Origin of the sequence: Paraflavitalea speifideaquila (genome assembly GCF_032395985.1) — a bacterium.
GTDB lineage: Bacteria > Bacteroidota > Bacteroidia > Chitinophagales > Chitinophagaceae > Paraflavitalea > Paraflavitalea speifideaquila.
The window spans coordinates 1656002-1682403 of sequence record NZ_CP135920.1 but is presented as its reverse complement, the minus strand read 5'-3'; the positions used below and the strand labels follow the sequence as shown (position 1 = coordinate 1682403).

The 26402-nt window shown below is 49.8% G+C and carries 25 protein-coding genes and 3 pseudogenes; 2 read left to right on the top strand and 26 right to left on the bottom strand.

From position 1 onward, the window contains the following. Window positions 1-39 precede the first annotated feature (39 nt). The gene (locus RS881_RS11640; RefSeq protein WP_315821224.1) at window positions 40-330 is read left to right on the top strand and encodes a glycoside hydrolase family protein; all 291 of its coding nucleotides are present in this window, start codon (window positions 40-42) and stop codon (window positions 328-330) included. Beyond that, on the top strand, window positions 309-1010 hold the full coding sequence (locus RS881_RS11635) for a glycoside hydrolase family 43 protein (RefSeq protein WP_315821223.1): 702 nt from the start codon (window positions 309-311) through the stop codon (window positions 1008-1010). Before RS881_RS11640 ends, RS881_RS11635 begins: the two co-directional genes overlap by 22 nt. Before the next feature lie 9 nt (window positions 1011-1019). Here the strand turns inward: RS881_RS11635 and RS881_RS11630 are convergent, their stop codons facing one another. The 26 genes and pseudogenes from RS881_RS11630 to RS881_RS11500 form a co-directional block, all read right to left on the bottom strand. Further along, window positions 1020-1523 carry a DUF4251 domain-containing protein gene (locus tag RS881_RS11630; protein ID WP_315821222.1) on the bottom strand — a complete coding sequence of 168 codons (504 nt, stop codon included), beginning with the start codon at window positions 1521-1523 and terminating at the stop codon, window positions 1020-1022. A 141-nt stretch (window positions 1524-1664) separates the two neighbouring features. Then, complete coding sequence (locus RS881_RS11625; RefSeq protein ID WP_315821221.1) at window positions 1665-2906, bottom strand: DUF2264 domain-containing protein; 1242 nt, start codon at window positions 2904-2906, stop codon at window positions 1665-1667. 398 nt (window positions 2907-3304) lie between these two features. Next, on the bottom strand, window positions 3305-3982 hold the full coding sequence (locus RS881_RS11620; protein ID WP_315821220.1) for a YyaL domain-containing protein: 678 nt from the start codon (window positions 3980-3982) through the stop codon (window positions 3305-3307). Continuing rightward, a complete protein-coding gene (locus RS881_RS11615) occupies window positions 3979-4518 on the bottom strand; it encodes a hypothetical protein (RefSeq protein WP_315821219.1) in 540 nt (179 codons plus the stop codon). Before RS881_RS11615 ends, RS881_RS11620 begins: the two co-directional genes overlap by 4 nt. Before the next feature lie 37 nt (window positions 4519-4555). Beyond that, window positions 4556-6781, bottom strand: a pseudogene (locus tag RS881_RS59320) (beta-galactosidase small subunit). A 31-nt stretch (window positions 6782-6812) separates the two neighbouring features. Continuing rightward, complete coding sequence (locus RS881_RS11600) at window positions 6813-7679, bottom strand: sugar-binding domain-containing protein (protein ID WP_315821218.1); 867 nt, start codon at window positions 7677-7679, stop codon at window positions 6813-6815. A 171-nt stretch (window positions 7680-7850) separates the two neighbouring features. After that, window positions 7851-8983, bottom strand: a pseudogene (locus tag RS881_RS11595) (BNR-4 repeat-containing protein). 214 nt (window positions 8984-9197) lie between these two features. After that, the gene (locus RS881_RS11590; RefSeq protein WP_484557622.1) at window positions 9198-10781 is read right to left on the bottom strand and encodes a RagB/SusD family nutrient uptake outer membrane protein; all 1584 of its coding nucleotides are present in this window, start codon (window positions 10779-10781) and stop codon (window positions 9198-9200) included. Between the two features lie 75 nt (window positions 10782-10856). After that, window positions 10857-12644 (bottom strand): SusC/RagA family TonB-linked outer membrane protein, encoded by a 1788-nt coding sequence (locus tag RS881_RS11585; RefSeq protein ID WP_315821217.1) that lies wholly within the window; start codon window positions 12642-12644, stop codon window positions 10857-10859. Between the two features lie 19 nt (window positions 12645-12663). Next, the gene (locus RS881_RS11580) at window positions 12664-12909 is read right to left on the bottom strand and encodes a hypothetical protein (RefSeq protein ID WP_315821216.1); all 246 of its coding nucleotides are present in this window, start codon (window positions 12907-12909) and stop codon (window positions 12664-12666) included. After that, a complete protein-coding gene (locus RS881_RS11575) occupies window positions 12906-13982 on the bottom strand; it encodes a TonB-dependent receptor plug domain-containing protein (protein ID WP_315821215.1) in 1077 nt (358 codons plus the stop codon). Before RS881_RS11575 ends, RS881_RS11580 begins: the two co-directional genes overlap by 4 nt. A gap of 66 nt (window positions 13983-14048) precedes the next feature. Continuing rightward, a complete protein-coding gene (locus RS881_RS11570; protein WP_315821214.1) occupies window positions 14049-15746 on the bottom strand; it encodes a RagB/SusD family nutrient uptake outer membrane protein in 1698 nt (565 codons plus the stop codon). An 18-nt stretch (window positions 15747-15764) separates the two neighbouring features. Next, on the bottom strand, window positions 15765-18065 hold the full coding sequence (locus RS881_RS11565) for a SusC/RagA family TonB-linked outer membrane protein (protein ID WP_315821213.1): 2301 nt from the start codon (window positions 18063-18065) through the stop codon (window positions 15765-15767). 49 nt (window positions 18066-18114) lie between these two features. Beyond that, window positions 18115-18717 (bottom strand): carboxypeptidase-like regulatory domain-containing protein, encoded by a 603-nt coding sequence (locus tag RS881_RS11560; protein ID WP_315821212.1) that lies wholly within the window; start codon window positions 18715-18717, stop codon window positions 18115-18117. Window positions 18718-18777: 60 nt separating this feature from the next. Then, window positions 18778-18918, bottom strand: a complete 141-nt coding sequence (locus RS881_RS11555) for a hypothetical protein (RefSeq protein WP_315821211.1) — start codon at window positions 18916-18918, stop codon at window positions 18778-18780. Window positions 18919-19004: 86 nt separating this feature from the next. Further along, window positions 19005-19358, bottom strand: a complete 354-nt coding sequence (locus tag RS881_RS11550) for a LamG domain-containing protein (protein WP_315821210.1) — start codon at window positions 19356-19358, stop codon at window positions 19005-19007. Then, window positions 19355-19819 carry a hypothetical protein gene (locus RS881_RS11545; protein WP_315821209.1) on the bottom strand — a complete coding sequence of 155 codons (465 nt, stop codon included), beginning with the start codon at window positions 19817-19819 and terminating at the stop codon, window positions 19355-19357. Before RS881_RS11545 ends, RS881_RS11550 begins: the two co-directional genes overlap by 4 nt. A gap of 145 nt (window positions 19820-19964) precedes the next feature. Then, window positions 19965-20150, bottom strand: a complete 186-nt coding sequence (locus tag RS881_RS11540) for a helix-turn-helix domain-containing protein (protein ID WP_315824439.1) — start codon at window positions 20148-20150, stop codon at window positions 19965-19967. Window positions 20151-20197: 47 nt separating this feature from the next. Next, the gene (locus RS881_RS11535) at window positions 20198-21049 is read right to left on the bottom strand and encodes a response regulator (RefSeq protein WP_315821208.1); all 852 of its coding nucleotides are present in this window, start codon (window positions 21047-21049) and stop codon (window positions 20198-20200) included. A gap of 168 nt (window positions 21050-21217) precedes the next feature. After that, window positions 21218-21508: a hypothetical protein gene (locus RS881_RS11530; protein ID WP_315824438.1), complete on the bottom strand. Its 291-nt coding sequence runs from the start codon at window positions 21506-21508 to the stop codon at window positions 21218-21220. Further along, the gene (locus RS881_RS11525; RefSeq protein ID WP_315821207.1) at window positions 21448-22203 is read right to left on the bottom strand and encodes a triple tyrosine motif-containing protein; all 756 of its coding nucleotides are present in this window, start codon (window positions 22201-22203) and stop codon (window positions 21448-21450) included. Before RS881_RS11525 ends, RS881_RS11530 begins: the two co-directional genes overlap by 61 nt. Window positions 22204-22520: 317 nt before the next feature. Beyond that, window positions 22521-22802, bottom strand: a pseudogene (locus RS881_RS59310) (hypothetical protein); the annotation flags it as partial. A gap of 113 nt (window positions 22803-22915) precedes the next feature. After that, window positions 22916-23116, bottom strand: a complete 201-nt coding sequence (locus RS881_RS11515; protein WP_315821205.1) for a two-component regulator propeller domain-containing protein — start codon at window positions 23114-23116, stop codon at window positions 22916-22918. Next, complete coding sequence (locus RS881_RS11510; protein ID WP_315821204.1) at window positions 23113-23988, bottom strand: ligand-binding sensor domain-containing protein; 876 nt, start codon at window positions 23986-23988, stop codon at window positions 23113-23115. Before RS881_RS11510 ends, RS881_RS11515 begins: the two co-directional genes overlap by 4 nt. Before the next feature lie 259 nt (window positions 23989-24247). After that, on the bottom strand, window positions 24248-24697 hold the full coding sequence (locus tag RS881_RS11505; RefSeq protein ID WP_315821203.1) for a hypothetical protein: 450 nt from the start codon (window positions 24695-24697) through the stop codon (window positions 24248-24250). After that, on the bottom strand, window positions 24694-26391 hold the full coding sequence (locus RS881_RS11500; protein ID WP_315821202.1) for a hypothetical protein: 1698 nt from the start codon (window positions 26389-26391) through the stop codon (window positions 24694-24696). The genes RS881_RS11505 and RS881_RS11500 overlap by 4 nt, the downstream gene beginning before the upstream one ends. Between the last annotated feature and the right edge of the window lie 11 nt (window positions 26392-26402).

Here is a 26402-nt window from a genome sequence, read left to right as displayed (position 1 = left end):
ACAGGGGCCTTATATTGCAGGCTTATCAACTTTACCCACATGAGATATTGGTTATTGGCCGGATTATTAGGTGCAGGCCTGGTGGCCGGCGCACAATCAAAAAAAACTTCGGGCAATCCGGTCTTTCCAGGTTGGTATGCCGACCCGGAAGCTACGGTCATCAACAAAGAATACTGGGTATTTCCTACTTATTCGGATAAGTATGAAAAGCAAGTGTTCATGGATGCTTTTTCCTCTCCTGACCTGATCAATTGGCAAAAGCATGATCGGATCATTGATACAGCTTCAGTGAAATGGGCTAAAAAGCCATGTGGGCGCCCGCCATCGTAGAAAAGAATAAGCGCTATTACCTGTTCTTTGCAGCCAATGATATCCAAAACAACAATGAAGCAGGTGGTATAGGAGTAGCAGTGGCTGATGCGCCACAAGGACCTTTTAAAGACCTGCTGGGAAAACCGCTGCTGGACAAATTCCACAACGGCGCTCAGCCCATTGACCAGTATGTATTCAAAGACAAGGGTGGTCAATATTATATGATCTATGGAGGCTGGCGGCATTGCAATATCGTAAAGCTGAAGGATGATTTCACCGGCTTTATTCCATTAGCCGATGGCACCACGTTTAAAGAGATCACACCCAAAGGTTATGTGGAAGGGCCCATCATGTTTATCCGTGATCATAAATACTATTTCATGTGGTCCGAAGGTGGCTGGGGTGGCCCGCATTACAAGGTAGCTTATGCCATGTCCGACTCCCCGTTTGGACCTTTTGAAAGGATTGGTACAGTATTGCAGCAGGATTCAACAGTGGCCACGGGCGCCGGGCACCATTCGGTGATACCGGTGGCAGGCAGCAACGAATGGTATATCATATATCATCGCCGGCCATTGGGAGAAACAGACCCCAACCACCGGGTAACCTGTATTGACAAAATGATCTTTGACAAAGACGGGCTGATACTACCAGTGAAGATCACATTTGAAGGAGTGAAGAAGCAGAAGCTGAAGTAGCTCTGTATGCTACTTCCGCTCCATCACATATCCATTAAAGGAGATCGGTGTACGGTTATTGCTGGTAACTTGTAAAGTAGCAGAGCCATTGTTGAAGATTGTAAGGAAGAACTGTTGTACATCACTCACATCCGTTGGTTTGATGGTTACCTGCCAGCCTTTCTTAATCGTTTCTACCTTATAATCAAACTTGGTTGAATTGAACTGAATACCTCCCCGGGTAGGGTCAATAGGTGCGGTAAAGGCGCGCCCAAAATAAGGCAGGTCAGATACAATGGTATCCTTGCTCACCTTCACACTGTATTCAGTCGTTAACTGTACCGTACGCCCCCGCATAGGATTGGCGCTTTGGGGTTTAAATATATATCGCTGGGCATCGATCATAGCCTGCACTTCGGCCGCTTTGGCCGCTCTCTTAGCCGCCTTGTCATTTTGGGCCCATCCTGTAGTGACAGCAAGAATGCTGATCATTCCCAGCAATGCCAGGCTTCGGATAATTTGCAATGATTTCATACTGTGTGTGTTTTAAGATGAATAATAATGCATAATAATATACATGAATATAATTCATCTGTAATAAAACACCTGAAAAGCATCGTAGGTTTTATTCACCGCCTGATAGGGGCAAACTTTAACTATTGAGCCAGAGGCTACTTATGGCTTTATTTCCAGGGCATGGTCGGCGGGCAGATCCTGTCCGCTCCACACTTTTACGGCCGTCCAGGCTTCAGCAGGCCCAGCCCAAAATTCATCAGTATCGGGAAGTCCGAGGGGTAAAAAGATGACTGTACACAAATACACGCTGCCCGTATTGATATATCCTTCCGCCAGTCCGGGTTGGCTGCCATACAGCCCAAGATTCAGCCAGCCTTCCTTGGTAAAGGTGGTGGGCGGCTCAAAGGTTTTATTGATCACAGCCGTTAAGGCGCCCCTTACCTGCGCTGGTTTTAATTCCTGCGGCAATTGTTTACGCCAGCTCATATCCGCCAGGTGGTGGAAAGCGCCGCCACGGTAACAAATAGAACGGCCGGTTACAGGAAAAGAACCATCGGTATTGATAAGACGTTCCTGCACCACGGCATAGCGTTTACTGATCTGTTCAAATTTAGGTGCATACCAATCATAAGCCCGGGGATTGCGTTTGCGTAATACATCGAGAATATTGCCTATGTAAGGTTGTATCACATAACTGTTGTAATAATCCCAATGAAATTGGGGGCCATCGCCATAAATGCCATCGCCCATATACCAGTTATTGGCAAATTCACGGATACCATAGTCAATGCGCATAGCATCGTACGCCAATCCATATTTACAAAAGAAAGCTTCGATCATGCCCGAAAACAATATCCAGTTGTTATAACCGGGCGTAATGGTACGGGTGGCTTTAAAAGCAGCTACTACCTGGTCCTTTACTTTGGCATCCAGGTGTTCCCATAACCAGGGGCAACGTACCAAACCAAGGGCCATGAAGGAGGCATCTACCAGGGGCTGGCCGCCTGTAAAGCGCATATAATCTTTATCTGCGGTATCTACTGCATGGGCGATCGCTTTGAGGGTCCATTCGCGGTATTGATTGCGCAAGGCTACTTCTTCTGCCGTACCACCTTCGCCATTAAGCCAGGGAGCAATGCCCGTTAATACCCTGCCAAATGCTTCGAGGTAGGCCACCTGAGCACGGTTGCCGGCATTGTCAACTTTGGGAGACAGGATCACCGGCATGTTTTGCCTTAAAGTGCCTGCCGCCAGGTTCGACAATACAGGCCGGGCCAGTTTATCGAGATGGGCCAGCCACATTTTTCTATCATTGATGAGGGCAATTGATTTCTTGACGGTTTGAGCCTGTGTGGCAAAGACGCACACCAGGTAACAGATGGCAAGGGTAACTCTTTTCATTTCGTTCTTTTGTGAGGCAACAATATACGAAGGATTGCGGAAGTCAGTTTGATCAATGGAGATTTCTTCACACGGCCGCACAAAAAAGCCCACCTGCTTTTCCTGACAGGTGGGCAACGATGACGCTAACAATCCTACACCTACTGCAGGAATATTTTTCTGACAGCTTTGTTACGGGCATCAAGATACGATTGCTTTAGCTGCTGAATCCCATACATTGGTTTCAATAATGGGATGAACCAATTCTGTCGTGCCGGGCATAGTGCGTTTAATAAAGGCTTCGACTGATTCATGATCCCCCTCACAACTGTTTGGGCAAAAGATAGGGTACCAACAACGAGGAACCCTATAAAAAGTAAGGCGCGTTTCATAGTGTTTGGCAGTATTTAGGAATACCCTTATTTACTCAACTCTTTATACCGTTTCATGGCCTCTACGTAATAATAATCACCATAAGTAAGTGGCACATCAACTTCTGATTTCGCAGGCAGGTGCCCTACCCCATGTTCAAGAATAAAACCACCGTTGGTGCCCGGCGCTGCTTTGTAGGCAGGCGAAGAAAGGGTACGCAACATGGTTTCTGCCGCCTGGAAATATTCCTTTGCCCGGGCAGCATCCACATAGGATTGCAATTCCAGCAGTGCAGCAGCCATAATGGAAGCAGCCGAAGCATCACGCAGGACATTGGGAATACCAGCAGCATTGAAATCCCAATAGGGTACCTTATCCGCAGGCAGGTTAGGATGCGATAAGATGAACCGGGCAATATGATTGGCCTGGTCAAGATATTTCTTGTCTTTGGTAGCACGATACATTACCGTGAATCCATAGAGGCCCCACGCTTGACCACGTGCCCATGCCGACTCATCGGCAGCCCCCTGTGCAGTACGTTTTTGTTGTACCGCTCCGGTTTCAGGATTGTAGTTGATCACATGGTAAGAACTGTAATCAGGACGGAAATGGTTCTTAATGGTGGTTTCGGCATGGGTAACGGCTATTTTATAATAGGTAGAATCGCCGGTAGCCTGGGTAGCCCAAAATAACAATTCCAGGTTCATCATATTGTCAATGATCACCAGGAACTCAGGCTTTTGGAATCCCAGGACTTAATACAGCCTACCTTAGGGTCGAAGCGGGTGATGAGTGATTTGGCGCTATTGACAAGGATATCTTTATACTCAGGTTTAGACTGTATACGTTCTGCATTGCCAAAGCTGCAAAACATCATAAAGCCCAGATCGTGCGTGCTTTTATTGTATTGTTCTTTCTTAAGCGGTTCCAATATGCGCATGGCTTCATTGTACAACGTGGCATCTTTTGTTTGCTCATAGAGATACAACAGGGTCCCGGGGTAAAAACCGCTGCACCACCAACCGGAGCCACTGTATTCATGTTTGCCCGTAGTGGGAAAATAGGTTTTGGGGAACTTATCAGCAGGCAGGTCTTTCGCCAATATTTTATACTGGGCGCCGGCCTCCACAAAACCTTTATCGAAGGATTGTACCAAGCCTTTATCGGGAGTAATGGTGACTTTCCGGGCCGGACTACAGGCAAGGCCCGTAAAGGCCAGGGTAATGGATAAATAGCTTAACCAGGTGATACTACGGTTCATATTTGTTGTTGGCTGTTTTATAGTGGTCAAATGTAAATTACTTCTTATCCACCAGCCTGATGATATAGGCGTAGGTATATTTTTTATCCAGCAGGCGATAGGCCTGGTGGGGCAATGCGCCCCAGCTGTCATCACCCCCTACACCTCTTTGCCTGAGATCAATATGCAGGTTTACTTCATTGCGTGGCCTGATATCAATAGGATGCTGTTGTTTTTTGGTAAAGCCGGGATCGATGTCCTCCGTACGCTGATCGAGGGCACTGAAACAAAGGGGTTGAAGGCCTTCGATCTGCACACCATTTCCTTCGGCATTGGTAAGAGACAGCCACCGTACATCCGTCTTGTACCCATTTTCCTGTGGACGGATATAACTGCGGGTACTTTGGTCTTTCACCTCGCCGGCATAAAGTCCAATGAAGGCAGCCGTGTTGCGGTCACCGTAATTTTCCCAGGGCCCCCGGCCATAATAGCGGAGGTTGCCATACCGGGCCGGCAGTATCATCCGCATACCAAACCGGGGCAGTTCGGGCAAGTCCCTGCCGGTCATGTCAATCGCAGCTGTTACTCTGATGGCCCCATCGTTCTGAATAAAATAGTCAATGGTATACGGTACATCTATACCTGTCAATACCAGCGAAACAGTGACAGGCAATCCAGTGGCCGACTGCTCGCCTACCTGTACATTTTTCACCACCCTGTTCACATGCGCATTGCGCCAGATACCCAGGCGGGCGGGCATACCATTACCAAAATCATTATCGGTGGGTGCACGCCAGAAATAGGGCTCCGGGAATTGACCGATCACCCATTGATCGTTGATCGTATAGCGATTGATATTACCATTGCGCAGGTCGATCTCCCCTTTCACCACACCGGATTGAAAGCTGAGTTTACCAGGCTCTTTAGTAATGGAGAGTGTGCCGCCGGCATCGGCCGTACGGGTAAAATAATTCGCTTGCCCCAGGTGAAACTGCTCACGCGCTATTTCATGCCCCGCCGGAAACAACTCAGTAGCCTGTGGTACCATGGCATATACATTGAGTAAATATTCACCACTGTCTCCTGCGGGCATGACCGGCAAGCCTAGTCTTACTTCTTTTTGCTGATGGGGGCCAGGCTAATGCTAAACTGATCTTGCTGTACTTTTTCTCCATTCCTGAACAACTGCCATTGGAAGCGGTATCGATCGAGATTGGTAAAATTGAACTGGTTGTGTACAGTGATAATGCCTTTGCACAGGTCCTGTGGCAGAAAGGCGATATCCTGGTATACCTTCTTTACTTCATACAATTCGGGATTGGGGGTACGGTCAGAGCTCAGCACGCCATCGGCAACACCATTCTCATCGTTTTGCAGGTAAAAGCCACCCAGGTCCCCGCCATAAGCCCAATAGGATTGACCATTATGATCGGTTGTTTTGAGGCCTTGGTCCACCCAGTCCCAGATAAAACCGCCCTGCATGTGGGTACTGCTGCGGATGATGTCCTAATACTCCTGAAAATTGCCATTGCTGTTGCCCATGGCATGGGCATATTCACACATGATATAGGGCCTTTTCTTAGCGGTATCAGCTGCATACTTTTTCATGGAGTTGATGCCGGGATACATGGGGCATACGATATCGGTATTCCAGTCTTCTCCTGCCTGTTCAAACTGCACCGGGCGAGAAGCATCTCTTTGCTTTATCCAGTTGTAAGCATCATGGAATACGGGGCCATTGCCACATTCATTGCCCAATGACCAGATAATGACCGAGGGGTGGTTCTTATCGCGCTCCACAAGACGACGGATTCGATCCATATGCGCAGGCGCCCATTGCGGCAGATAGGCCGGGTGTTTTGACTTATCAAACCAGGCCTGCCATTCGGCGCCCATGCCATGGGTTTCAATATTGGCTTCATCAACGAGGTACAAGCCATATTCGTCGCAGAGCTTATACCATAATGGATCGTTGGGGTAATGGCTGGTGCGCACGGCATTGATATTGAATTGCTTCATGAGGCGAATATCCTTCAGCATGATCTCACGCCTCGGTACATGTCCTTCTTCATCATCGTGCTCATGGCGGTTCACCCCTTTTACCAGTATGGGCATGCCATTGATATGCAGTTGAGCATTTTTGATCTCCACCTTGCGGAAACCCGTTTTGGTACCGGTAATACTTAGTGGATTACCTTTATCGTCATTTAGGGTAATGATGCAATCATAGAGGTAAGGTGATTCAGCACTCCATTTCGCAGGATTCTTTACAGAGCCGGTAAATGTGAAGGTTTGTATGGAATCGGATGCGTTGTTTATTTTTGCTGTTGCCTGAACACCCGCTTGCCCAATTTGTCGTGCAGCTCGATGGTTAGTGTAGCCGTCCTGGTAGTATTGCCCTGGAAAGGGCGCATCGATACGGCTGCGGAGAACAAACCATGGGCGTATTTGCTGTCCAAATCGCCTTTCACAAAAAAGTCCCAGACCGTGAGTTTGGGCAGGGCATATAGGAATACATCCCTTTCAATACCGCTCAGGCGCCAGAAGTCCTGGTCTTCCAGGTAGCTTCCATCATGCCAGCGAAATACCTGTACGGCGAGGATATTGACGCCCTTTTTCAACAAGGAAGTGATGTTGAACTCAGCAGGCGATTTAGCCGCTTTGCTCATACCGGCTTTTTGTCCGTTGACGTATACCACGGCATAACCAGCTATGGAACCAAAATGCAGTAATACCTCCCGGCCATCCCAGCCCGCAGGTACAGTAAATGTTTTCCGGTAAGTACCTACGGGGTTATCGGCACCGATGAAGGGCGGGTTGCGCGGATGGGGATAGACAATATTGGTATAGATGGGAATGCCAAAACCTTTCACCTCCCAGTTGGAGGGCACGGAGATCGTTTGCCACCTGGCATCGTTGAGGGCGGGATCATAAAAATCCTGGATACGGTTGGCATACCTGTCGGTATATACAAACTTCCAGTTGCCGTTGAGCGACTGGTACCAGGGCGAACGGCTGTAATCATCTGCCTTTACAGCAGCGGGCGCATCAAACAACATAAAAGTAGCATGGGCCTTTTCCTTATTCAGGTCTATCAACTCCGGGTTTTCCCAATCGTTGCGCTGGGCTATGGCCGCCATGCTGTCTGCTGCCAGACAGGCCACCAATAACAAATGTTTCATCTATTGTGTCGGATTTTTGTAGGGTAAGTCAGGGTTTCCATTCTAATACATAAACCGGTTGCGGGGGATATTGGCTTTACCTTCGCCGTCCACCTGCTCCACCCGCTGTACAAACAGCTGTAATACTTTTTTGCTTCCACCATTCCGTATCATAAGTAGGCTCCCAGGCGCCTACGGCATCCTCTGTGAGATCACTGATCTGCCAGGCGCCGCGGGCAAGGTCTTTTTCGTAGCGATGGAAATCTTATTCTGGCGCTCGGCATCTCGGAAAACCAGGGTGACAGATATGCGCTTACCAGAATAGCCTACGATGACCTGCGGCCGGGCAATGGGAATACGTTTGGTACCTCCTCCGCTGAGGCTGAAAGGAGTTTTTCGGAAGCCCAGGTCCTGCACCTGCCATTGTTTGCCATCAGCATATACCAGGTGGTATTGTGGTATGGTGGAGCCTTCCTCCCGCCAATAGGTGGCTATATAGGGCCTGCTGTTCTCATCTGCATAGATGGATGTTTGGTTGATCAGCTCACTCTTTTGAGGAATGCGGCAGGCATATTCTGCAGTGGCGGCTGTAATGGGCAACCGGTATTTTCACCGGATAATTTTTCCCAGGTGATCCCTCCATCCGTGGAGCGGGCATAGGCAAGGTCATGGTTGCTGGCCACATCCGGGCTTTCGCGCCATACCCACGAAAGATGAATAACACCTTTGGTATCAACACAGGCCTGCCAGTAGGCATTGCGCTGTCCTTCGCCATCAATGAGGTTGTTGTGCAAGGAAGTCCATTGACGGGTACGACGGTCATACCGGTTGATGACGAGATTACCCTGTCCCGATTGCCCGTTGCGGTATAGGAAAAGAAGGTCGCCATCGGGCAATTTATAAAACTCCGTGTAAGCAACCTTTTCTTCTGCTTCACCTGTCATCGGCATTTTGGCAGTTAGTTCAAGCGAACCTGGTGTTATGCTGCGACAATACCGGAGTGGATGATTGTGGTGATCCCAGGCCAGGTGCAGGTAACCATCGCCATCGATCATCAGACTGATGGTATTGTGGGCATCGGCGGCATTGCCTTGGTAAGCTGTCTTACTGAGCGTCCATTGAGAGCTGCCCTGTTTACGCTTTCCCAACACCACGTAACGATCCTGGTCGTAAAAAGCAGTGTATTGCCAGTTATTGTGGGTGACCAGCGAGTTTTTACGGAACACCACTACATTCACCGAATTATTGGCCCAGCCATCGGCCACGATAGTGCTGGTAAGTGCGGGCCTCGATGTTTGACCCTGTATTGTCGCTACCTGCAGCATCGTCAGTAATAAGATCCACCCCTTCCCGGAAAGTACCTCATCAATAAATTATTTAATCCGTTTCATTGGCAGGCCATTCGCCTTTGCCCCGCTAAAGTAAGGATGGATGGGGAGAAAAGAGGGGGTAATTCATTCATTGAAGGGGATAATCGTAAAAATGCCATCCCTTTCCGGGATGGCATTTCCTTTCAGCACTTTATGAGTCGCAGGACACTCACCAGCCCGGGTTTTGTACCATGGCCGGCATCTTGGATATCTCCGATTGCATGATGGGGAAGAGGTACATCTCTTCCCGGAAATTGTGCAGGCGGATGGAGTTGACCACTTCGTAGGTATAGGTACTGCCACTGCTGGTGATCTTCATACACTTGTTGTAGCCATTGCCCACGGCCACGCCGATCTTCCAACGCCGCATATCCCAGAAGCGGTGCTCTTCAAATGCCAGCTCGATACGCCGTTCATTTTGCAGGAGTGTCCGCATTTGTACGACCGTCATATTGGGCGCCAGACCGTAACTGTTGTCCACTCCGGGATCGATGCCTGCACGCTGCCGCAGTTCGATGAGTTTGGGATAGGCCAGTTCGGGATGACCCGTTTCGTTGACCGCTTCGGCATAATTCAGCAATATTTCCGCATAGCGGATGAGGGCCCATCCCCGTTCGGTATTGGCGCCGCCGCCTGCACTGGTATTGGCATCGCACATCTTGGCCACATAATAACCGGTGGTGGTACGGATTCCATAACCATCCTGCGCCGCATTCACATAAGTATATACCGGCTGTTTGGCATTGGCGCTGGCCCGGTAATAAAGTGCGCCATTGTAGGTGATGGTATACCCAAAGCGCGGATCGCGGTTGACGTAGGGATTGGCTGCACTGTAACCCGAAGTGGGATCGGTAATGGATTTACCATTCTTCATAGGGAAGGCTTCAGCGAGGTTGTGCGAGGGCCAATGGTAACTGGCGCCGCCACGGGTAGGTGGATTGTAGAAGTTCTCAAAATCCTTGTTGGCCGGCCGCAGGCGGGCAAAGATGAATTCGCTGTTGACTCGTTTGAGGAATACATTATAAAATCCATAACCCGGCTCGGTGGTATTGTCGACAAATAATGAATAATAGCCAGATTTGATCACCGCATCGGCCGCATCGGCAGCTCTTTGCCAGCGGGCCACATCATAAGCGGGATAGCTCACTATTTTTCTCAGATCGCCTTGTGCCTTATCGATAGCGCCGCCATTGAACAGGGGGCTGGCAGCATATACGAGGATCCTCGATTTGAGGGCCAGGCAGGCGCCCCGTGTAGCCCGGCCATAATCCTGCTCGGCATAGCCGACGGGTATTGCCGTTGCAATATTGTCGAGCTCGGATACCATGTACTCCACGCACTCTTCGTAACTATTGCGCGGGATATTGATGATATCATTTATCCCAAACACCTTATCGCCGATGAGGGGTACGCCGCCAAAGGCCCTTACAAGGTGAAAATAATACCACACGCGCAGGAAGCGGGCTTCGAGGGCCGTACGGCTTTGCATTCCGGCCGACAGGGGCGTTGATGGCAGTTTGGACAGGAAGAGGTTTACCCGCCTGATATTGGTGTAAGGGGTATTCCAGAAATCGGTGAACGGAAAATTGACGGGGCTCAGCGTACCTGCATATAGTATTACCGCTTTCTGGGTGGCTCCGCTGTAAGTGTATTCGGCGTCATCGGTGGCGGGGTCGAGGCTGCCGTGGTTATCCCAGCGATCCTTGCGATAGCTGAAAGCCACATCGGTATAAACGGCATTCAGGAACTGCATGGTACGGGCACTATCGGTGAATACATCCTTTTCACCAATGCCGGTGGTTTGTGAATCCAGGAAGTCGCCGGCCTTTTACAGGCAGCCAGCAACAGCAGGGAAGTGAGTATGATAAGAATATGTTTCATGATCGTTTGATTTGTCGTTAAAAGGTGGCCGTAATGCCGAAGTTGATGATGCGTTGCGGCGGATAGTTGCTCCTGTCATTGCCGGAATTGATCTCGGGGTCGAACTGGTAGCGATCCTGTATTTTGGACCAGGAGAAAAGGTTATAGCCATTGATGTATACACGGCTGTTGGAGATGCCCACCTTTTGGTCCATTTCGCCGGTAAGGCATAGCCAATTTCCGCATTGCGCATCCTGATATAGTCGCCTTTGATAAACCAGAAGGTAGAGGGATAGGCCCTTGGTTCATTGGTGCCCGCCTGCAGGGAAAGCCGGGGATACCTGGCTGCATTACCCCGCTCGGGTGTCCAGTACTCCTGGTGCAGGGGCTGCATATTGGAGCCAAATGCCTGGATGGCTTCGGCCACACCTCTTACGTTGAAATTGAATGCACCCTGGAAAAGCACGCTGAAGCTAAAGTTCTTATAGCTTGCCCCGAAGCTAAAGCCCACATTGGTATTGGGCAGGTTGGGGAACCCAGCATATTCCTGGTCGTATCCATCGAGAATGCCATCGCCATTGAGGTCGGCATACTTCAGGTCGCCCACCTTGGGCCGGCTGCCGAATTTGGCGCTCTTGTCGATGTCCTCTTCGCTTTCATAAAAACCGATCCAGCGGTACACCATGATCATGCCTACACTATTGCCGGTTGCTTGCATCCAGGGATAGGCAGCCTTGGGCTCATCGAAAAAGATGATCTTATTGCGGGCTAAGGAATAATTGGCGCGTACCCAGTAATTGAAGTCTTTGCCAACATTGTCCTTCCAGGTCATGTCTATTTCAAAACCATGGTTGTTGACCTTACCGAGGTTGACGGGCGGCAGTGTCTGTCCGAAGATGGCCGATACTGTACCACGGGTGGTCAGGATGTCATAGCGGTTGTGATCAAAATAATCGGCTGTAAGGGTAAGCTTGCTGTTGAAGAGGGTAAGATCGACCCCAATGTCCAGCTTCTTTTCTTTTTCCCAGGTCACGACCGGATTGGCGAGGGTGCCCTCGGTGATGATCGTTTGCCCGTTGTCGGCAGTACCGAAGGAAGTACCTCCGCCGGAATTGTAGTACTGCTCATAGGAATACTTCATCCCATTGGGCAGCTGGTCGGAGCCTACGAGGCCGTAGGAGCCGCGGATCTTGAAGCGGTCGATGAACTTGATATTGTTGCGGAAGAACCCTTCCTCGGAAATATTCCAGCCCGCAGAAACCGCCGGGAACAGCCCAAAGCGTTTGGAGCCAATGAAACGTTCCGAACCATTGTAACCCGCATTGAACTCGACGAGGTATTTCTGCCTGAAATCGTACCCGATACGGCCTGAATAACCACGGAAATTGGAAGGGATATAATTGGTAAGTCCATTGTCTTCATATTTGATCACCGTATTCTGGTTGACGAGGGCGAGGCCATATACATGGTGATCGCCGAAAGTGCGGTTGTAACTAAGAATGCCCTGCAGGTTCACTGTCCGGCCGGTATTGCCCGCATTGTATACAAGGAAGAAGCGGCGCACCCTGTAGAGGTTGGCATCTTTGGGGGTATATACCTTGGTATCCGGATTGTAAATGAACTGGGGGTAGTCGTTGGTCTGCCGGTTCATATCCCGGTTGTAGGAATAGGTGCTGGCATAGGCCACTGTACCGCGCACCGAAAGGCCCGGGGTAATGAAATCGAGCTTTTGGTTGAGCGTGGCATTGAGGTTCATATTGTTCTCAAAATTGCGCTCATACCCCCTGCGACAGCCGGGCCACGATATTACCGATATTGTAGCGGTCGGGTTGTTTGGTACTATATCCATACGAACCATTGGGGTTGTAGATGGGATACGCGTAGGGCGACAGGGTGAGGAAGCTGCCGTATTCCCAAAACACATCATTGATACCATTGGCGCTGCGGAAATAGGGACTGTTGCGCTCGCCTACATTGCCATAGAGATCGAGGCGCAGATCGGTCGTGCCGGTCACTTTCACATCGAGATTGAGCGGTAATTATATCGCTTGTAATAAAAACCGCTGTTGACATCATTGTCTTTCCCGAGGTTCTTCAGCATCCCGTTCTGCCAGAGGTAGCCTACCGATACGAAATACTTTACCCGTTCGGTACCACCGCTGATATCGAGGTTGTTGCGCCATTGGGCGCTGTAATCGCTGAACAGGACCTCCTTCCAGTTATTGTTCGGATGGCCATAGGGGTCGGAGCCATCTTTATACTTCTGCAGATCATCATCGGTAAAATAGGCCGTCCCTCCATCGTTGATCCTTGCCTGGTTGTAGAGCTTCGCCGTTTCATAGGCATCGAGGTATTTGGGAAAACGGGTTGGCTGCTGGGCGCTGACCTCTGAGCGCAGGGCGATCTGGGGCCTGCCAATACGGCCACGGCGGGTAGATACCAGCAACACCCCGTTGGCGCCTTTGATACCATATACAGCGGTCGTGGAAGCATCTTTGAGGATGGTGACATTCTCAATTTCATTGGGGTCGAGGCGGGAGAACTGATCGTAGGTAAACTCAATATCATCTACGAGGATGAGGGGATTGGTATTGCCGCCGGCGAGGGTGCTTACACCGCGGATATTGAAGGCAGCGCCATCAAGGCCCGGCTGGCCCGAGCGTTGCTGGGAGAAAAATCCCGGCAGGCGGCCCGATAAGGAATTCTGCAAACTGGCTGAAGGGTTTTGTCGTATGTCCTGCCCGGTTACCGAGCTCACGGCGCCTGTAAGGGTTACTTTCTTCTGCTTACTGTATGCTACCACCACTTCTTCCATCTCATTGCCTTTCTTTTCCAGCTCTACTGTGACGGTGGTTTTGCCGGCCACGTTTATTTCTTTCGTGAGGAAGCCGATGGATTGTATCACGAGCACCGTGCCGGTGCCGCGGAGGGTGATGGTAAACTGACCCTGTTCGTTGGATGTCGTACCATTATTGGGCACCCTTTCTCCATTACCGATACGCCGGCCAGCGGGCCATCCGCATCTTTTACCGTACCGGTGATGACTTTTTGCTGCGCCCTTGCCGAGCCTGCGCTGGTAAGGATCAGCAGCCAAATGATATATAAGTAGTATCTCATAACAATTTTATTAATTCATGTGTGTAAAAGGATTGCGCCTCGATTACCATCCTTCATTTTGAACAAGCGCCTGGTTCTTCACGATCTCACTGTAGGGAATGGGCAGGTGGTACAGTTTGGCGGCATTGAAGGTAACCGGTGCAGCATCCACAACCTGGAAGGTGAGAGCACTGGTGCCGGCATCTTTGGTAATGCGCATACCTTTTACCTGTCCGGTCAATACATCCGGCGCAATTTTCCAGCGGCGTATATCCCAGAAGCGGTGTTCTTCGAAAGCCAGCTCAATACGGCGCTCATTCCGGATGACTGACCGCATCTGTGTTTGATCGAGGCCCGGGGTGAGTCCGTAGAGATTATTGCTTCCGGCAGTAATACCGGCCCGCTTTCTCAACAACACCAGCTGATCGTATACTTCTGTGGTGCGGCCCAGCTCATTGAGCGCTTCTGCTTTATTGAGGAGTATCTCGGCGTAGCGGAAGTAAATAAAATTGTGGCTCTGGTTGGTGTAGGTGGTATTGTTGGACATATCGGCCATGAACTTGCGCAGGTAATAACCGGTACGTGTTTGCACCGTAGTACCACCCGGCTTGTCCTTACCACCGGTAAAAGTTTCCACGGACCGTTTCAGCCATGTTGCGCCATTGCAGAAAACAGTGAGCGCCAGTCTTGGATCGCGGTTGGTATACGGCGCCTGCGGGTTGTAGCCCGAAGTGGGGCTGGTAATGGCCTGGCCGTTGGTCATGGGGAAGGCGTCCACGAGGTTTTGCGTGGGGCTGGTAAGTCCGTAACTGATGGCAGGATCGCCATAACCCACGGGTGCATTATTGGTTTCAATATCGAAAGTATTGCCTCGCTGTTTGGCAAAGATCACCTCCGTATTGCGCTTGACGGTAAATACATTGTTGAAGCTGGCTTGCAGCGCATAATATTTGAGCGCGATGACCGAATCGGCTGCGTCCAGCGCTTTTTGCCAGCGGCTGGCATCGTAGGAGGGATAACCTGTGAGGGATCTTAAAGCGGGATTGGATTCCACGCCACCACCATTCATGAGTGGGCTGGCGGCATACAGGAGCACCCTGCTTTTCAGCGCGAGGGCGGCGCCGCGCTGGGCTTTGCCCCAATCGCCATCGGCAATGGTTTCCTTGCGTAACTGGTCTTTAATAGCATCACATTCGTTCACTATATAATTAACACACTGCTCAAAATTGTTGCGCGGAACCTGGAGGTTGTCCTGGAGGGTAAATACCGTATCACCGATCAGGGGCACGCCACCATAACGCTTTACCAGCTCAAAGTAGCTCATGGCCCTCAGAAAGCGGGCTTCTGCCTTGCCAAAGGTGCGCAGCACATTATTGGGCACCTTATCAATATTCTTCAGAAAGACATTAGCCGCCCTGATACCATAATAAGCACTGCCCCAATAGGGATCGGGATTGTTGAGCACATTGATGCGGCCATTGGTAAAATATTGTACCGGCTGGTTGTTCAGCGAAGGCAGGGCGTCATCGGTCGCTGCATCGAGGAAATCGCCCGCGACACGGTTAAATCCATTGGGCAGATAGGTATAAATATCGGCAAGGAACCAGCCTGCCAGCGTACCGAGTGAATCGAGCTCATCCCATACCAGCTCGTCCTGGATGGTATAGAGTGGTTCTGTCTCATACTTCCTGCAGGCCTCCGTGCACAAGAGCACTGCCAGCAGCAAGGAAAGCACAGTATATTTTGATGGAGAGATTGCCATAATGAATATTTTTTGCACTTAAAATTTGATAGTGATACCGGTATTGATCATCCGTTGATTGGGATAGGCAGTGCCAAACACTTCCGGATCCACCCGGTCGAAAGCGGCGATGGTAAACAGGTTGGTGGCATTGACAAATACCCGTACCGTAGAAAGCTTCACTTTTTTGATGAGGCTTTGCGGCAGGGCATAACCCAGTTCTACAAACTTGAGGCGTGCATAACTGCCATTGTGTACCCAGTAGGAAGAAATTATATGATTGTTGACATTCGTACCGGCGGTTAACCGGGGATAGGTGGCCGTGGCAGCATTTTCGGGAGTCCACCGGTCGAGGTGGTGTTGGAATGCCTGACCAAAACCATTGAACTGGAATTCCCATTCGCTGTTGCCGGAAAGCACAATATCCCGGTTGGCCACGCCCTGTAGCAGGGCGCTTATATCGAATCCATTCCAGGAAGCGCCGGCTGTCACACCATAATAGAAGGTCGGTTTATTACCGGCAATGGGCGATTCATCAAACTGGTTGATAATACCATCGCCGTTGAGGTCTTTATAACGTATATCACCGGGCTGTGGTGCATACCCATCGATGGTAGCGCTTTTGTTGATCTCATCCGGTGTTTGAAACAGGCCGGTAGCGGTGTAGCCAAACAGGGCGACTATTTGCTGGCCGGTACGTTTCATCCATTCATACGGTTGATTGACCTCATCCTGGAAAAGCACTTTTGTTTTGAGGGTGCTGGCATTGGCCTGCACAAAATATTGCAGCTTGCCGGCCGTGGCCTGCCAGCCTGCAGTGAATTCCACACCTGACAGGCGGTATTGACCAATATTCTCATCGGGATAGGTATTGCCAATGATGGTGGAGTTCTTACCACGCTGCATGAGCAGGTCATACAGTTTGGTAGAAAAATATTCCGCTTTGAAGCTAAGGCGGTTGTCGAGGAAGCTGCCTTCTACCCCTGCATTGAACTTATTGGCTTTTTCATAATCGAGGTTGGGATTAGACAGTACCTGCTCGCGTATGGTGGTGGTACCCGAAGCTGAAGTGCCATAGGTATAACCGGGGCCATCGAAGTAGTACTGGCGGTAAACAAAATAACCGGCTTTGTCCCATCCTGTGCGGCCGAAGGAGCCATATAATTTGAGTTGGTTGATCCAGCTCAATGGCTTCAGGAACTCTTCTTCCTGTACATTCCAGGCCAGGCCCACAGCGGGAAATGCGCGGAGGCGGGTGCCTTCGGGGTACCGGTTGGAACCATTGTATCCTACTGTTACTTCGGCGACGTACTTCTTTTTCCAGTCGTAAGCTACGCGCCCGGAAACTCCCTGGTAAGTAAGCGGCAGGTTGGAGCCATCGACCACATTATCCTTATTGGCAAGTACGATGGCATTGATGCCATGGTTGCCAAAATTGCGCTCGTACCCAAGGGCAAACTCTACATAGCTTTGCCGGCCCTGGTATTCTATATAGGTATTGTTGGCCTGGGTGCCATCGCTGCGAAACCTGGTATAAGAATTGGCTCCATTCCATTTATACGTAGCAAAGGATTTACTGCGATCACTATTCTGCGAAAGCGTAGCATTGAATGACAGGACACCTCTTACCCATAATCCTTTGGTGATATCATCGAGGGAACGCCTTAGATAGAGGTCGGCCAGTGCATCGCGTTTATAATTCAACTGGTAGCCCGAACGCATTGACAGACCATACAGGTTGGACTGGTAAACCGTGGTACCGCCCAGTGAACCATCGGGATTGAAAACCGGGGTAGCATTATTGGGTGTATTCATAATGCCGTTGATAAGAGACAGGGTACCGGCTCCGGGTTGATAACCATTCAGGATACGCCCCAGCAGGTTGAGGCCTACTGTAAGGCGCTTATCGAGGTTGATATCGACATTGGAGCGGATGACATAACTCTTAAAATCGTTGTTGGTATTGTACTTGTTAGCGGAGCTGGTACGCAGGAAACCGCTTTGGTTGATGTGTTCGAGCGAAACAAAATAATGGGCAGTCTGGCTGCCTCCGCCAAAACTCAGGGTGTAGCGGTCGAAACGGGAGCTGTTGCGGAACAATTCATTTCGCCAGTCAACATCGGGGTGACCATAGGGATCGGAATGATCTTTATAGGCCTGCAGGTCGGCATCGGTATAAGCCGGTGGAAGGCCATCATTGGTGAGGGCCTCGTTGTACAGCCGGGAATAATCATAGGCATTGAGGGGTTTTACAAACTTCAATGAACGTTGTACACCCGTTTGTGCCGTAAAGGAAAGCTGTTGTTTGCCGGCCTGCCCTTTGCGGGTGATAACCGACAATACACCGGCGGAACCCTTACCCCGAGCATGGCCGTCGATACGGCATCCTTTAGTACCGTAACCGACTCGATCTCTTCGAGGTCGAAAATGGTGAGGTTGCGGGGATGCCATCGATCATCACGATCGGGCTGATGCCCCGCAGGCTCAGGAATACGCCGTCATTGCCGGGCGCGCCTGAGGTCTGGTAAGTGTACACACCTGCCAGCCGGCCGGTGAGGGTATTGCGCAAACTGGTAACGGGCATTTTCACGATCGTTTCATTGTACAATACCCCAGTAGCAGCAGCCGTGAGGTTTTGGGGTGCCCTGGTATAAATAAGGTCTACCTGTTTTTTATTACTGACTACGATCACCGGTTCTTCCTCGAGGGTAAAAACGAGTGTCTTTGCTTCCGTAAGGGTGAAGGATTGGGGATAAAAACCCGGTGCAGAGAGGACCAGTTCATCACCTTCATTGGCGCGGATGGAAAAGCGGCCCTCGCTATCGGTAGAGGTATTGAGGCCGGAGGCGGTCACTTTGACCGTAACACCCGCCAGGCCTTTGTGTTGCTTATCGCTCACTTTGCCTGTGTATAGCGGCGCTTCCTGCGGCACCTGCCAGGCATTGATGTGGTTGAAATTGTTCAGGGGCTGCCTACCAACGGCCCGGCACACAAGGCGCCAGCCATCAACAGGCAGCAGGTTTTGTATAAATAGGTTTGCATAAGAGTTACTTTAGAAGAGATAATCGGAACCGGGTATACGTTGGAGGAGGGAACCGGCCGGTTCTTTGTACAAATAATAGCGGTATAACAGGAGGTAAACGGGCAGTGCCGGCCTGATGCCACGCAGCAATCGTGTAGTTTGATGTTCCATACGGCAGTTAACTTTTCTTTCGTTTGTTTTGGGGCGGCCCTGGTCTCCCGGATCGGGCAGGGCCTTTGTATTACAGCAAACAGTTGTCAATGCTTACTTCTGCGCACCAATATCTTCTTTACATAATAATTTGTTTCGGCCTGTGGCCCAGGCATACCACTGGAGCCTTCCATCTGCAGGTTGATGATGATCCATAAGGGCTTGTTCATAAAATTGCAGCGGTGTACTCCTGTGAGCTGATCGTCGAAATAATAATAGATGTCGATATCCGTAGCGTTTACTTTTCTCAATATGGCTTTATAATGGTGCCAGGTAGTAGCAGCATCCGGAACAGCCACTTTGGTGGTATTGGCTTCCTGTGGAATGATAAAAGTGTTGAACCAGTTAATGCTATCGCCCTTGAACTCAAGGATATCGGATTCCGGAGGCCATCCTTTCACGGCAGTGAGCCAGAATGCTGGCCAGGTCCCCTGGCGACGGGGGCTTTGAAATAACCGCTTACCTCATAGCGGGGATATTCGTTGGATACAGTAACCTGGTGCCTGGCATGAATGGCGCCGGAATGGTACTTAATAGCCTGGTAAGGCTCATGCCTGCTTTTACCTTCATCGTGGGTAATATAGCTGGCGCGGATACGAAGTGTTTTGTTTTTCAGGGCTACCTGCCGGTGGTTGGTGGGGCTGGCATACATCCTGGCCGATCCATTATGGTCTTTTCCCCAGGGGTATAAATAATTCCAATGCTGTTCAAAACGGGTATAATCGGAAAAAGAAGTACTATCCAGCACCGTTTCCCAAACCACGGAAGTGTCCCCATAGGGAGGATTAAAAAAGGGAGAAATCATCAAAACCTTCACCCGGCCATTCGCCATTGACGAACAGCCCGCTATGATCAGGAGCAATAAAACGGGGACTTTTTCATAAAGACAGCAATTGGTATCTCCATGTTATATAAGTGTCAGAGATACAATTGCTAAAGTAGGATTTGGGGGGATGATAAAAGAGGGGGTAAATCGCCAAATTGGGGGTAGGATCTCGTAATGTCGCCTATTTATTCACCTGGAAGTTCTTCTGAAAAGGCTTGCGGTACTTCTTAATGTACTCGGAGGGGTTCATGCCGAAGAGCTTATTGAACTGTTCGCGGAAATACTTTACATCGGTCATTCCCACCTGGAAAGCAGCTTCATTGACATTGCAGGTGGTATTAATGAACAAGGCGGCGGCCTTGCGCAGGCGGATGAACCGGATAAAACCATTGACCGATTGGCCGGAAATGGACTTTACCTTTTATAGAGGTTGGAATGGCTCATCCCAATTTCAACGGCCAGGGTCTTGATACTGAAGGAATCATCATCGAGATGCTTTTCAACAATGGCAATACATTTTTCCAGGAACTCCCGGTATTCCTCGGCAATATTGAGGGTATTCTGCTGGAGGGTGATCTCATTGTAAAAATATTTCTGCAGATGGTTCCGGCTTTTGCGGATACTGTTTACCCGCGCTATCAGCAATTCTTTTTCAAATGGCTTGGTGATATAATCATCGGCCCCACACTCCACCCCTTTCAGTTTGATATCCGACGAGGAACTGGCTGTAAGCAGGATGAGGGGAATATGGCTGAGCGCAGGGTCTTCCCTGATACTGCTGCACAGTTCAATACCTGTGAGCCCCTGCATGACCACATCGCTGATGATGATATCCGGTTGGTGCCGGCGGGCGAGAACAAGTCCTTCTTCTCCATTTTCGGCCTCGTAAATGCGAAAGCTTTTCCGGAAGATCCGGGAGATGTATTGACGGATCTGATGGTTATCATCCACCACCAGCATAATGGGCAGGTCGGTAACCAACAAACCGGGGTCTTCTTCCTGCTCCGTTACCGAATTGTCATCCTGCCCTTCCACAGGGTCCATGATCAATTCTTCCAATAAGCCCGAACTGCCGGATACTGGTTCTTCCTGTATTTTACTGGCAGGAAAATGTTGATGGCCCTTTTTTAAGGCCACTACAAAGCGCGTACCTTCTCCGGGCCTGCTGGTGTAATCAATCTGCCCATCATGGCTTGCCACAAAATGCTTTACGAGGTAGAGGCCGATACCGAAACCCGTTTTCTGGACATGATCCCTGTCCTGCACCTGGTAAAAACGTTCAAAAGCCTGTTGCCAGTGCCGGAGGGAATACCTGGGCCCGTATCGGCAATGACCACTTCGACATGCCCAGCCGTTTCTGTTACTGCAAACAATACCTTCCCTGCCCGGGCGTAAACTTCAGGGCATTGGACAGGAGGTTGAACAAGGCAATCTCTATCTTTTCGCGATCCGCATACAATTCGAGGTGAGGGTTATCACACTGAAACTCATATTGTATCTTTTACTACGGGCCTGCTGCACAAAACAGAGGTATATTTCCTTACAGAGGTCCGAAAAATTCAGCCGGGCCACCCGCAATTGATCCGCCTCACTGTCGGCTTTGCGGAAAAGTAATAACTGATCCACCAGGCTCAGCAGGCGGCGGGCATTACGGTATACAACATTCAATTCGCCGGTATCGACCAATTGTTCTTTACTGTATAATAACTCCCTGATGGGATTGATGATGAGGGTGAGCGGTGACCGGAACTCGTGGGAAATATTGGTAAAGAAGGATAGCTTTTTTCATTCAGCTCTTTTTCCTTGTCGGCATTGATGCGGGCCAATTGCACTTCATATTGCAACCTGGCCTGCCTGTTCTTATACAGTAGATAATAACGAATGGCGGCAGCGATCAATAAGGCATAGATCAAATAAGCCCACCAGCTGCGGTACCAGGGCGGCAATACCGTAATGTTGATAATACGCTCAGGGCCTTCCCATACCCCTTCGGCATTGGTAGACTTAATGCGCAAGGTATAATGGCCTTCCTTGAGGCGGGAATAGGTGGCAGTTCTTAACTTACCGACATAGTTCCAGTCCTTATCCCATCCTTCCATATAATAAGCGTAGGCGATCTTATCCGGGGCCGAATATTCGAGCGCTGAAAAATCGACTGATAATACCGCCTTATTATAAGGCAATGTCAGTTGGCCGATGCCTTCCAGTGTTTGCCCACGCAAATGCGTATTGTCCTGCTCAACCGCCACATTATCGATCTTCAGCCCTGTCAGCAACAGATTGGGGATGTGGTTATTATTGCCAATACTATCCGGATAAAAAATATTGAACCCTTTGATGCCGCCGAAAACAAATTCGCTACTGCTCAGGCGAAGGGCTGCATTGTAATTAAATTGATTGCTCTGCAAGCCATCCGACACAAAGAAATTCCGGAAAGTACCTGAAGCAGGTGTGAACTTTGAAATACCGTTGAACGTGCTGATCCAAAGATTGCCAGCATTGTCTTCGAGCGTATTAAGCACGGAATTGCTGGAAAGGCCCTTCGATTCAGTGTATGCTTTGAAAGTCCCTTTTTCCCGGTCGAACAATAACAGGCCATCGCCTTCTGTACCCACCAGCAATTGCCGGCCTTGTCCTCATAAATGCTGCGTACCGCATTGCGCATGGGAAAAAAACGATGCTGCCGGTGTTGTACATCCACCTTTATCAGGCTGTTGAACGTTCCAGCCCATAATTGCCCTTTCCGGTCTTCGGCCAATGTGATCACATCCACCAGCTTTTCGTCAAACGATTCAAACTGGTTGGTAGTACGATCATACCGGAACAACCTGCCGGAGGCAATAGCGCCTGCCCAGAGGTTGTGCTGACTGTCCTCCAACAGCTTCCATACATTCCGGTCGCCATAGCTATATCCCGGATAAGTGCAATTATAATGTTCAAAAGAGCGGGTATGCTTATTGAAACGGTTGATTCCTCCGCCATAGGTAGCCATCCAAACATTGTTCTGGTGATCCCGCACAATACTCGTCACAAAATTATTACTCAGCGATTGTCCATTACCGGGCTCATGCTTATAATGCGTCCAGGTATGTTGCCGCCGGTCCCAATAGCTGACGCCGCTGCCATCCGTGCCTACCCAGCAATTGCCAACCTCGTCTTCGCAAAGGACAATACAAAATTATCGGCCAGGCTATTGCGGTTCAATGGATCATGCGCCAGGGTGGTAAAACGGTTCTTTTGCGGATCAATGATATTGATACCTCCCCGCAGGGTGCCGATCCATTTGCGGCCTTCCCGGTCTTCGTACACAGCATATACAGAAGTGCTGGTCAACGATTTTTTTGCTGGCCAGGCAAGAGGTAGCTAATACTACCGGTTGCGACATCGAGCATATTGATACCTCCCCCATCCGTAGCGATCCATAAGCGGTTGCTTTTATCCAGGCAAAGGGCCACCACCCTATTGCTGGTGAGCATGCCCGGCTGCTCATCATAGGCCTTTACCCTACCTGTGGGCATATGCCAGGATACCAACCCGTTTTCCGACCCTATCCAGAAAGTGCCCTTATTATCGGTTTCGAGGCAGAAGCCTGTATGCGCTACCTTGCTCACCGGCTTTACCACACCCGCCTGCTCATCATACAGGCAAAGACCCTTGCCCTGGACAAACAGCCAGATGCGTTGCTGCTGGTCGACCCTGATCGCCTGCGCATGATACCGGAGTAATACATCGGCACCCTCGCGGTAGGGTATCTGCCGGGCCTGTCGCTGCTCTTTACGACAAACCATCAATCCCCGGCCGCCCGATGCGATCAGGATATTACCCTGCTCATCGGTTTTGATATCATTAATGGCGAGGTTGAGGCGTTCGGGAACAGCCTGCTGATAAGGCAGGTAAGTGAGCGGGGCAAAAGACAGTGTTTTGTTGCTGTAGACACTCACGCCCTGCTTCGTACCGATCCAGAGGTTATCCTGCTGGTCTTCGCAAATGGCTACAATGCGATTGTTGATGAGCGAAGTAGTATCATCGGGCTTATTGCGGTATACTTTGAACTGGTATCCATCATACCTGTTGAGGCCATCGTAGGTTCCAAACCACATCTGGCCGTAGTGGTCCTGGTAAATGGCCGTTACCGCATTATTGGAAAGTCCCTGTTCAATACCGAGGTATTCGACCGGCATATTGCTTTGGGCGTAGGCCCGCACTAAAAGGAGGAGACGTAGGCATAGGCAGGCAAAAAGCCGGCAGTAACGGCGTATTGCAGCAAGGCAGGCGTAGCAGGGGTTATATGGCACAGTCATCCATCGCAGCATAAGACAGTCGGCATGTCCTTCAGGACCAACAGGGGTCAAAATTACATCCAAAATTAATAAGCGTCAAAATTACAGCCATCCTGCAGCTACCGGCAGGCCCCTTCCTGCCATTCCTAAAGCAACCATCAATCCGGAAAACAGGATAAATAAATCACACACCGGGAAATCCCTCACATCCCGATAAAAGCTGCAACACCCTGTATACTAATATTTGCCTTTCAGCCTCCTTATCGCTCCTTCGCTGGTCCATGACCTCAAAGTGAAAATAGGCCTGTTCCTTTTGTATGGCCCAGCCCTGGTTAAGTTTGCCCATGCCGTTAAGCTTTTGCTCCAGGTCAGGAAGACCAATAGCCGTAAGCCTGATACCGCTATATGCCCGGGGTTGTATGGCTCTTTGTTCATACCAGTATGCCTGGTTGCCCTTATAACCAATGATCAATACATCATACTTCATCAGTTCATTCAATTTTTCTTCGTACCTGCCATCAGCGCCCGCTACACGCATAAAGCTGGTAAGGCTATCGGGCAGCAGGTACACATACAGGCGGTCAAATTGGGTTGGCTCCTCAATTTGAAAACTAACAGGCAGGTATTGGATCACAGCCTTTTTCCTGTAAGGCGATCAGTCGCATTCAATGTAGTGCGGGCGGCTGTAGCTTCTATTACTGCCCGGTCAATATTGTACCACCCTGTATTGACGATCTGTACAGCGTATTGCTGACCAGGTGGTAAACGCAATGCACGGCCGGTATCGTAACCCAACTGACGGGCTGCTTCTTCCAGGTTAATGCTCAACTCCTTCTCGAAGTTTCCCTTAACCCGGTTTAAAGAATCCCTGGTATGTTGTTGCTTCTTTTGATCAGCATTTGCATCCAAAGCCGCTTGTTGTTTCCAATGAGCTTCATTTGTTTTGCTTACCGCTTCCATATAAGCGGTTGTTTTTGACTCATAATAATCCCTTAGTTTTTGAAAAGATACAGAGGTCTGTTTTACTTTCCCATCTTTTCGGGCAGCAAATGCCTGGAATTTTTCAGCCAGCCAGGGATGCACTTGTAAAGCAGCCAGCGAATCAATGTACCATAAGGGTTTATCCAGGTTATGGATATACAGATCAAGCACTTCGTTTGAAAATGAGCGGTGGATCCAGGGCATCCGTTCTCCAAATTCGCGGGTAGCCAGTAAAGTGTTTTGGAAAACTTTATTCCATATTACCTTGATCTTAGCCGGGTTGATTAGGCAGCCTGATACATGATCGGCGTAGCGTTGGAACTCCAAATCCGGCTTTGTTGTGCCTTTGAGCGAATTACTCACAATACCGGAAACACTATCCTGTCCCATATTATCTTCTTCCTTAACAGGTGTATCCAGCATATCCGACTTTCCTCCTGGATAATAATCAGCCATTGCATAATACAAACTATCCGTAAATTGTTTATCCCGGCTATTGTATCCCCATGCCTTCAAAGAATCGAGGTACCCCGGCGGATAAAAATCCAATGATAAAATATCTACGGTTAGCAGGTCTTTTTCCAATGGTACCGGATTTACCCAATCTATTTGGCCATCAGGCAGTCGTTTGCCATTGTACAATTGCATACCAGGTTGGATGGTATCGGCAGGCACCTCCGCATAAATGCCAGCAGTGGGATTGATCTTTACCCGTTGTTCTCCCTGCCTGGCATCCAGGAAGAACATACCGCCGGTTTCCAATAACTGGTTACCGCTTGTAGTAGAAAGTCCTCCCTGCATGACCGTGGCTGCATCCAGTGCTTCCTTCACCACCAGCGATAAAGATCCGGCAACTGGTGCGCCACTTTCATCCAGGAAACCATTGGCGGGAATGGCCATCACGATACCTCCCTTTGTTTCAATCACCGTATCACGGCCGGCGTGAATGGTGAATGCCTGCGCAGCAATATGCTTATCAGCATCAGCCCATTCCTTGGTACCCACCTCATTGTATTGCGGTAATTGCTTACCCTCATAGGAACCGGTGTGATGGCCATTATTCATTACCAGGTACAACACCAAGGCCCCTGATATCAGGATGCCGAACCCACCTAAGCCCCATCTTGTAAAATGGCGCCAGCGTATAAATTGTTTGCCTGCCTGTTGTATTTGTTGCCGCAATGCCGTCCTTGCCACTCCCTGCATAACTTCCTGCTGCAACTGCACCGCTTCCTGCAGTTGGGGATCATTGGTCAGTTGTGCTTCAAAAGCGGCCTTTTCTTCAGCCGGCAGTTGATCACTTAAGTAATCTTCTATTTGTTGGATCAGTTCAAGTTCTTTACGCATCCTATAAAAGA

What these genes read in the sequence shown, in the direction of transcription:
- RS881_RS11640 (WP_315821224.1), top strand. Translation starts at nt 40, where the DNA reads ATGAGATATTGGTTATTGGCCGGATTATTAGGTGCAGGCCTGGTGGCC.
- RS881_RS11635 (WP_315821223.1), top strand. Translation starts at nt 309, where the DNA reads ATGTGGGCGCCCGCCATCGTAGAAAAGAATAAGCGCTATTACCTGTTC.
- RS881_RS11630 (WP_315821222.1), bottom strand. Translation starts at nt 1,523, where the DNA reads ATGAAATCATTGCAAATTATCCGAAGCCTGGCATTGCTGGGAATGATC.
- RS881_RS11625 (WP_315821221.1), bottom strand. Translation starts at nt 2,906, where the DNA reads ATGAAAAGAGTTACCCTTGCCATCTGTTACCTGGTGTGCGTCTTTGCC.
- RS881_RS11615 (WP_315821219.1), bottom strand. Translation starts at nt 4,518, where the DNA reads ATGAACCGTAGTATCACCTGGTTAAGCTATTTATCCATTACCCTGGCC.
- RS881_RS11600 (WP_315821218.1), bottom strand. Translation starts at nt 7,679, where the DNA reads ATGAAACATTTGTTATTGGTGGCCTGTCTGGCAGCAGACAGCATGGCG.
- RS881_RS11590 (WP_484557622.1), bottom strand. Translation starts at nt 10,781, where the DNA reads ATGCAGTTCCTGAATGCCGTTTATACCGATGTGGCTTTCAGCTATCGC.
- RS881_RS11585 (WP_315821217.1), bottom strand. Translation starts at nt 12,644, where the DNA reads ATGAACCTCAATGCCACGCTCAACCAAAAGCTCGATTTCATTACCCCG.
- RS881_RS11570 (WP_315821214.1), bottom strand. Translation starts at nt 15,746, where the DNA reads ATGGCAATCTCTCCATCAAAATATACTGTGCTTTCCTTGCTGCTGGCA.
- RS881_RS11555 (WP_315821211.1), bottom strand. Translation starts at nt 18,918, where the DNA reads ATGGAACATCAAACTACACGATTGCTGCGTGGCATCAGGCCGGCACTG.
- RS881_RS11500 (WP_315821202.1), bottom strand. Translation starts at nt 26,391, where the DNA reads ATGCGTAAAGAACTTGAACTGATCCAACAAATAGAAGATTACTTAAGT.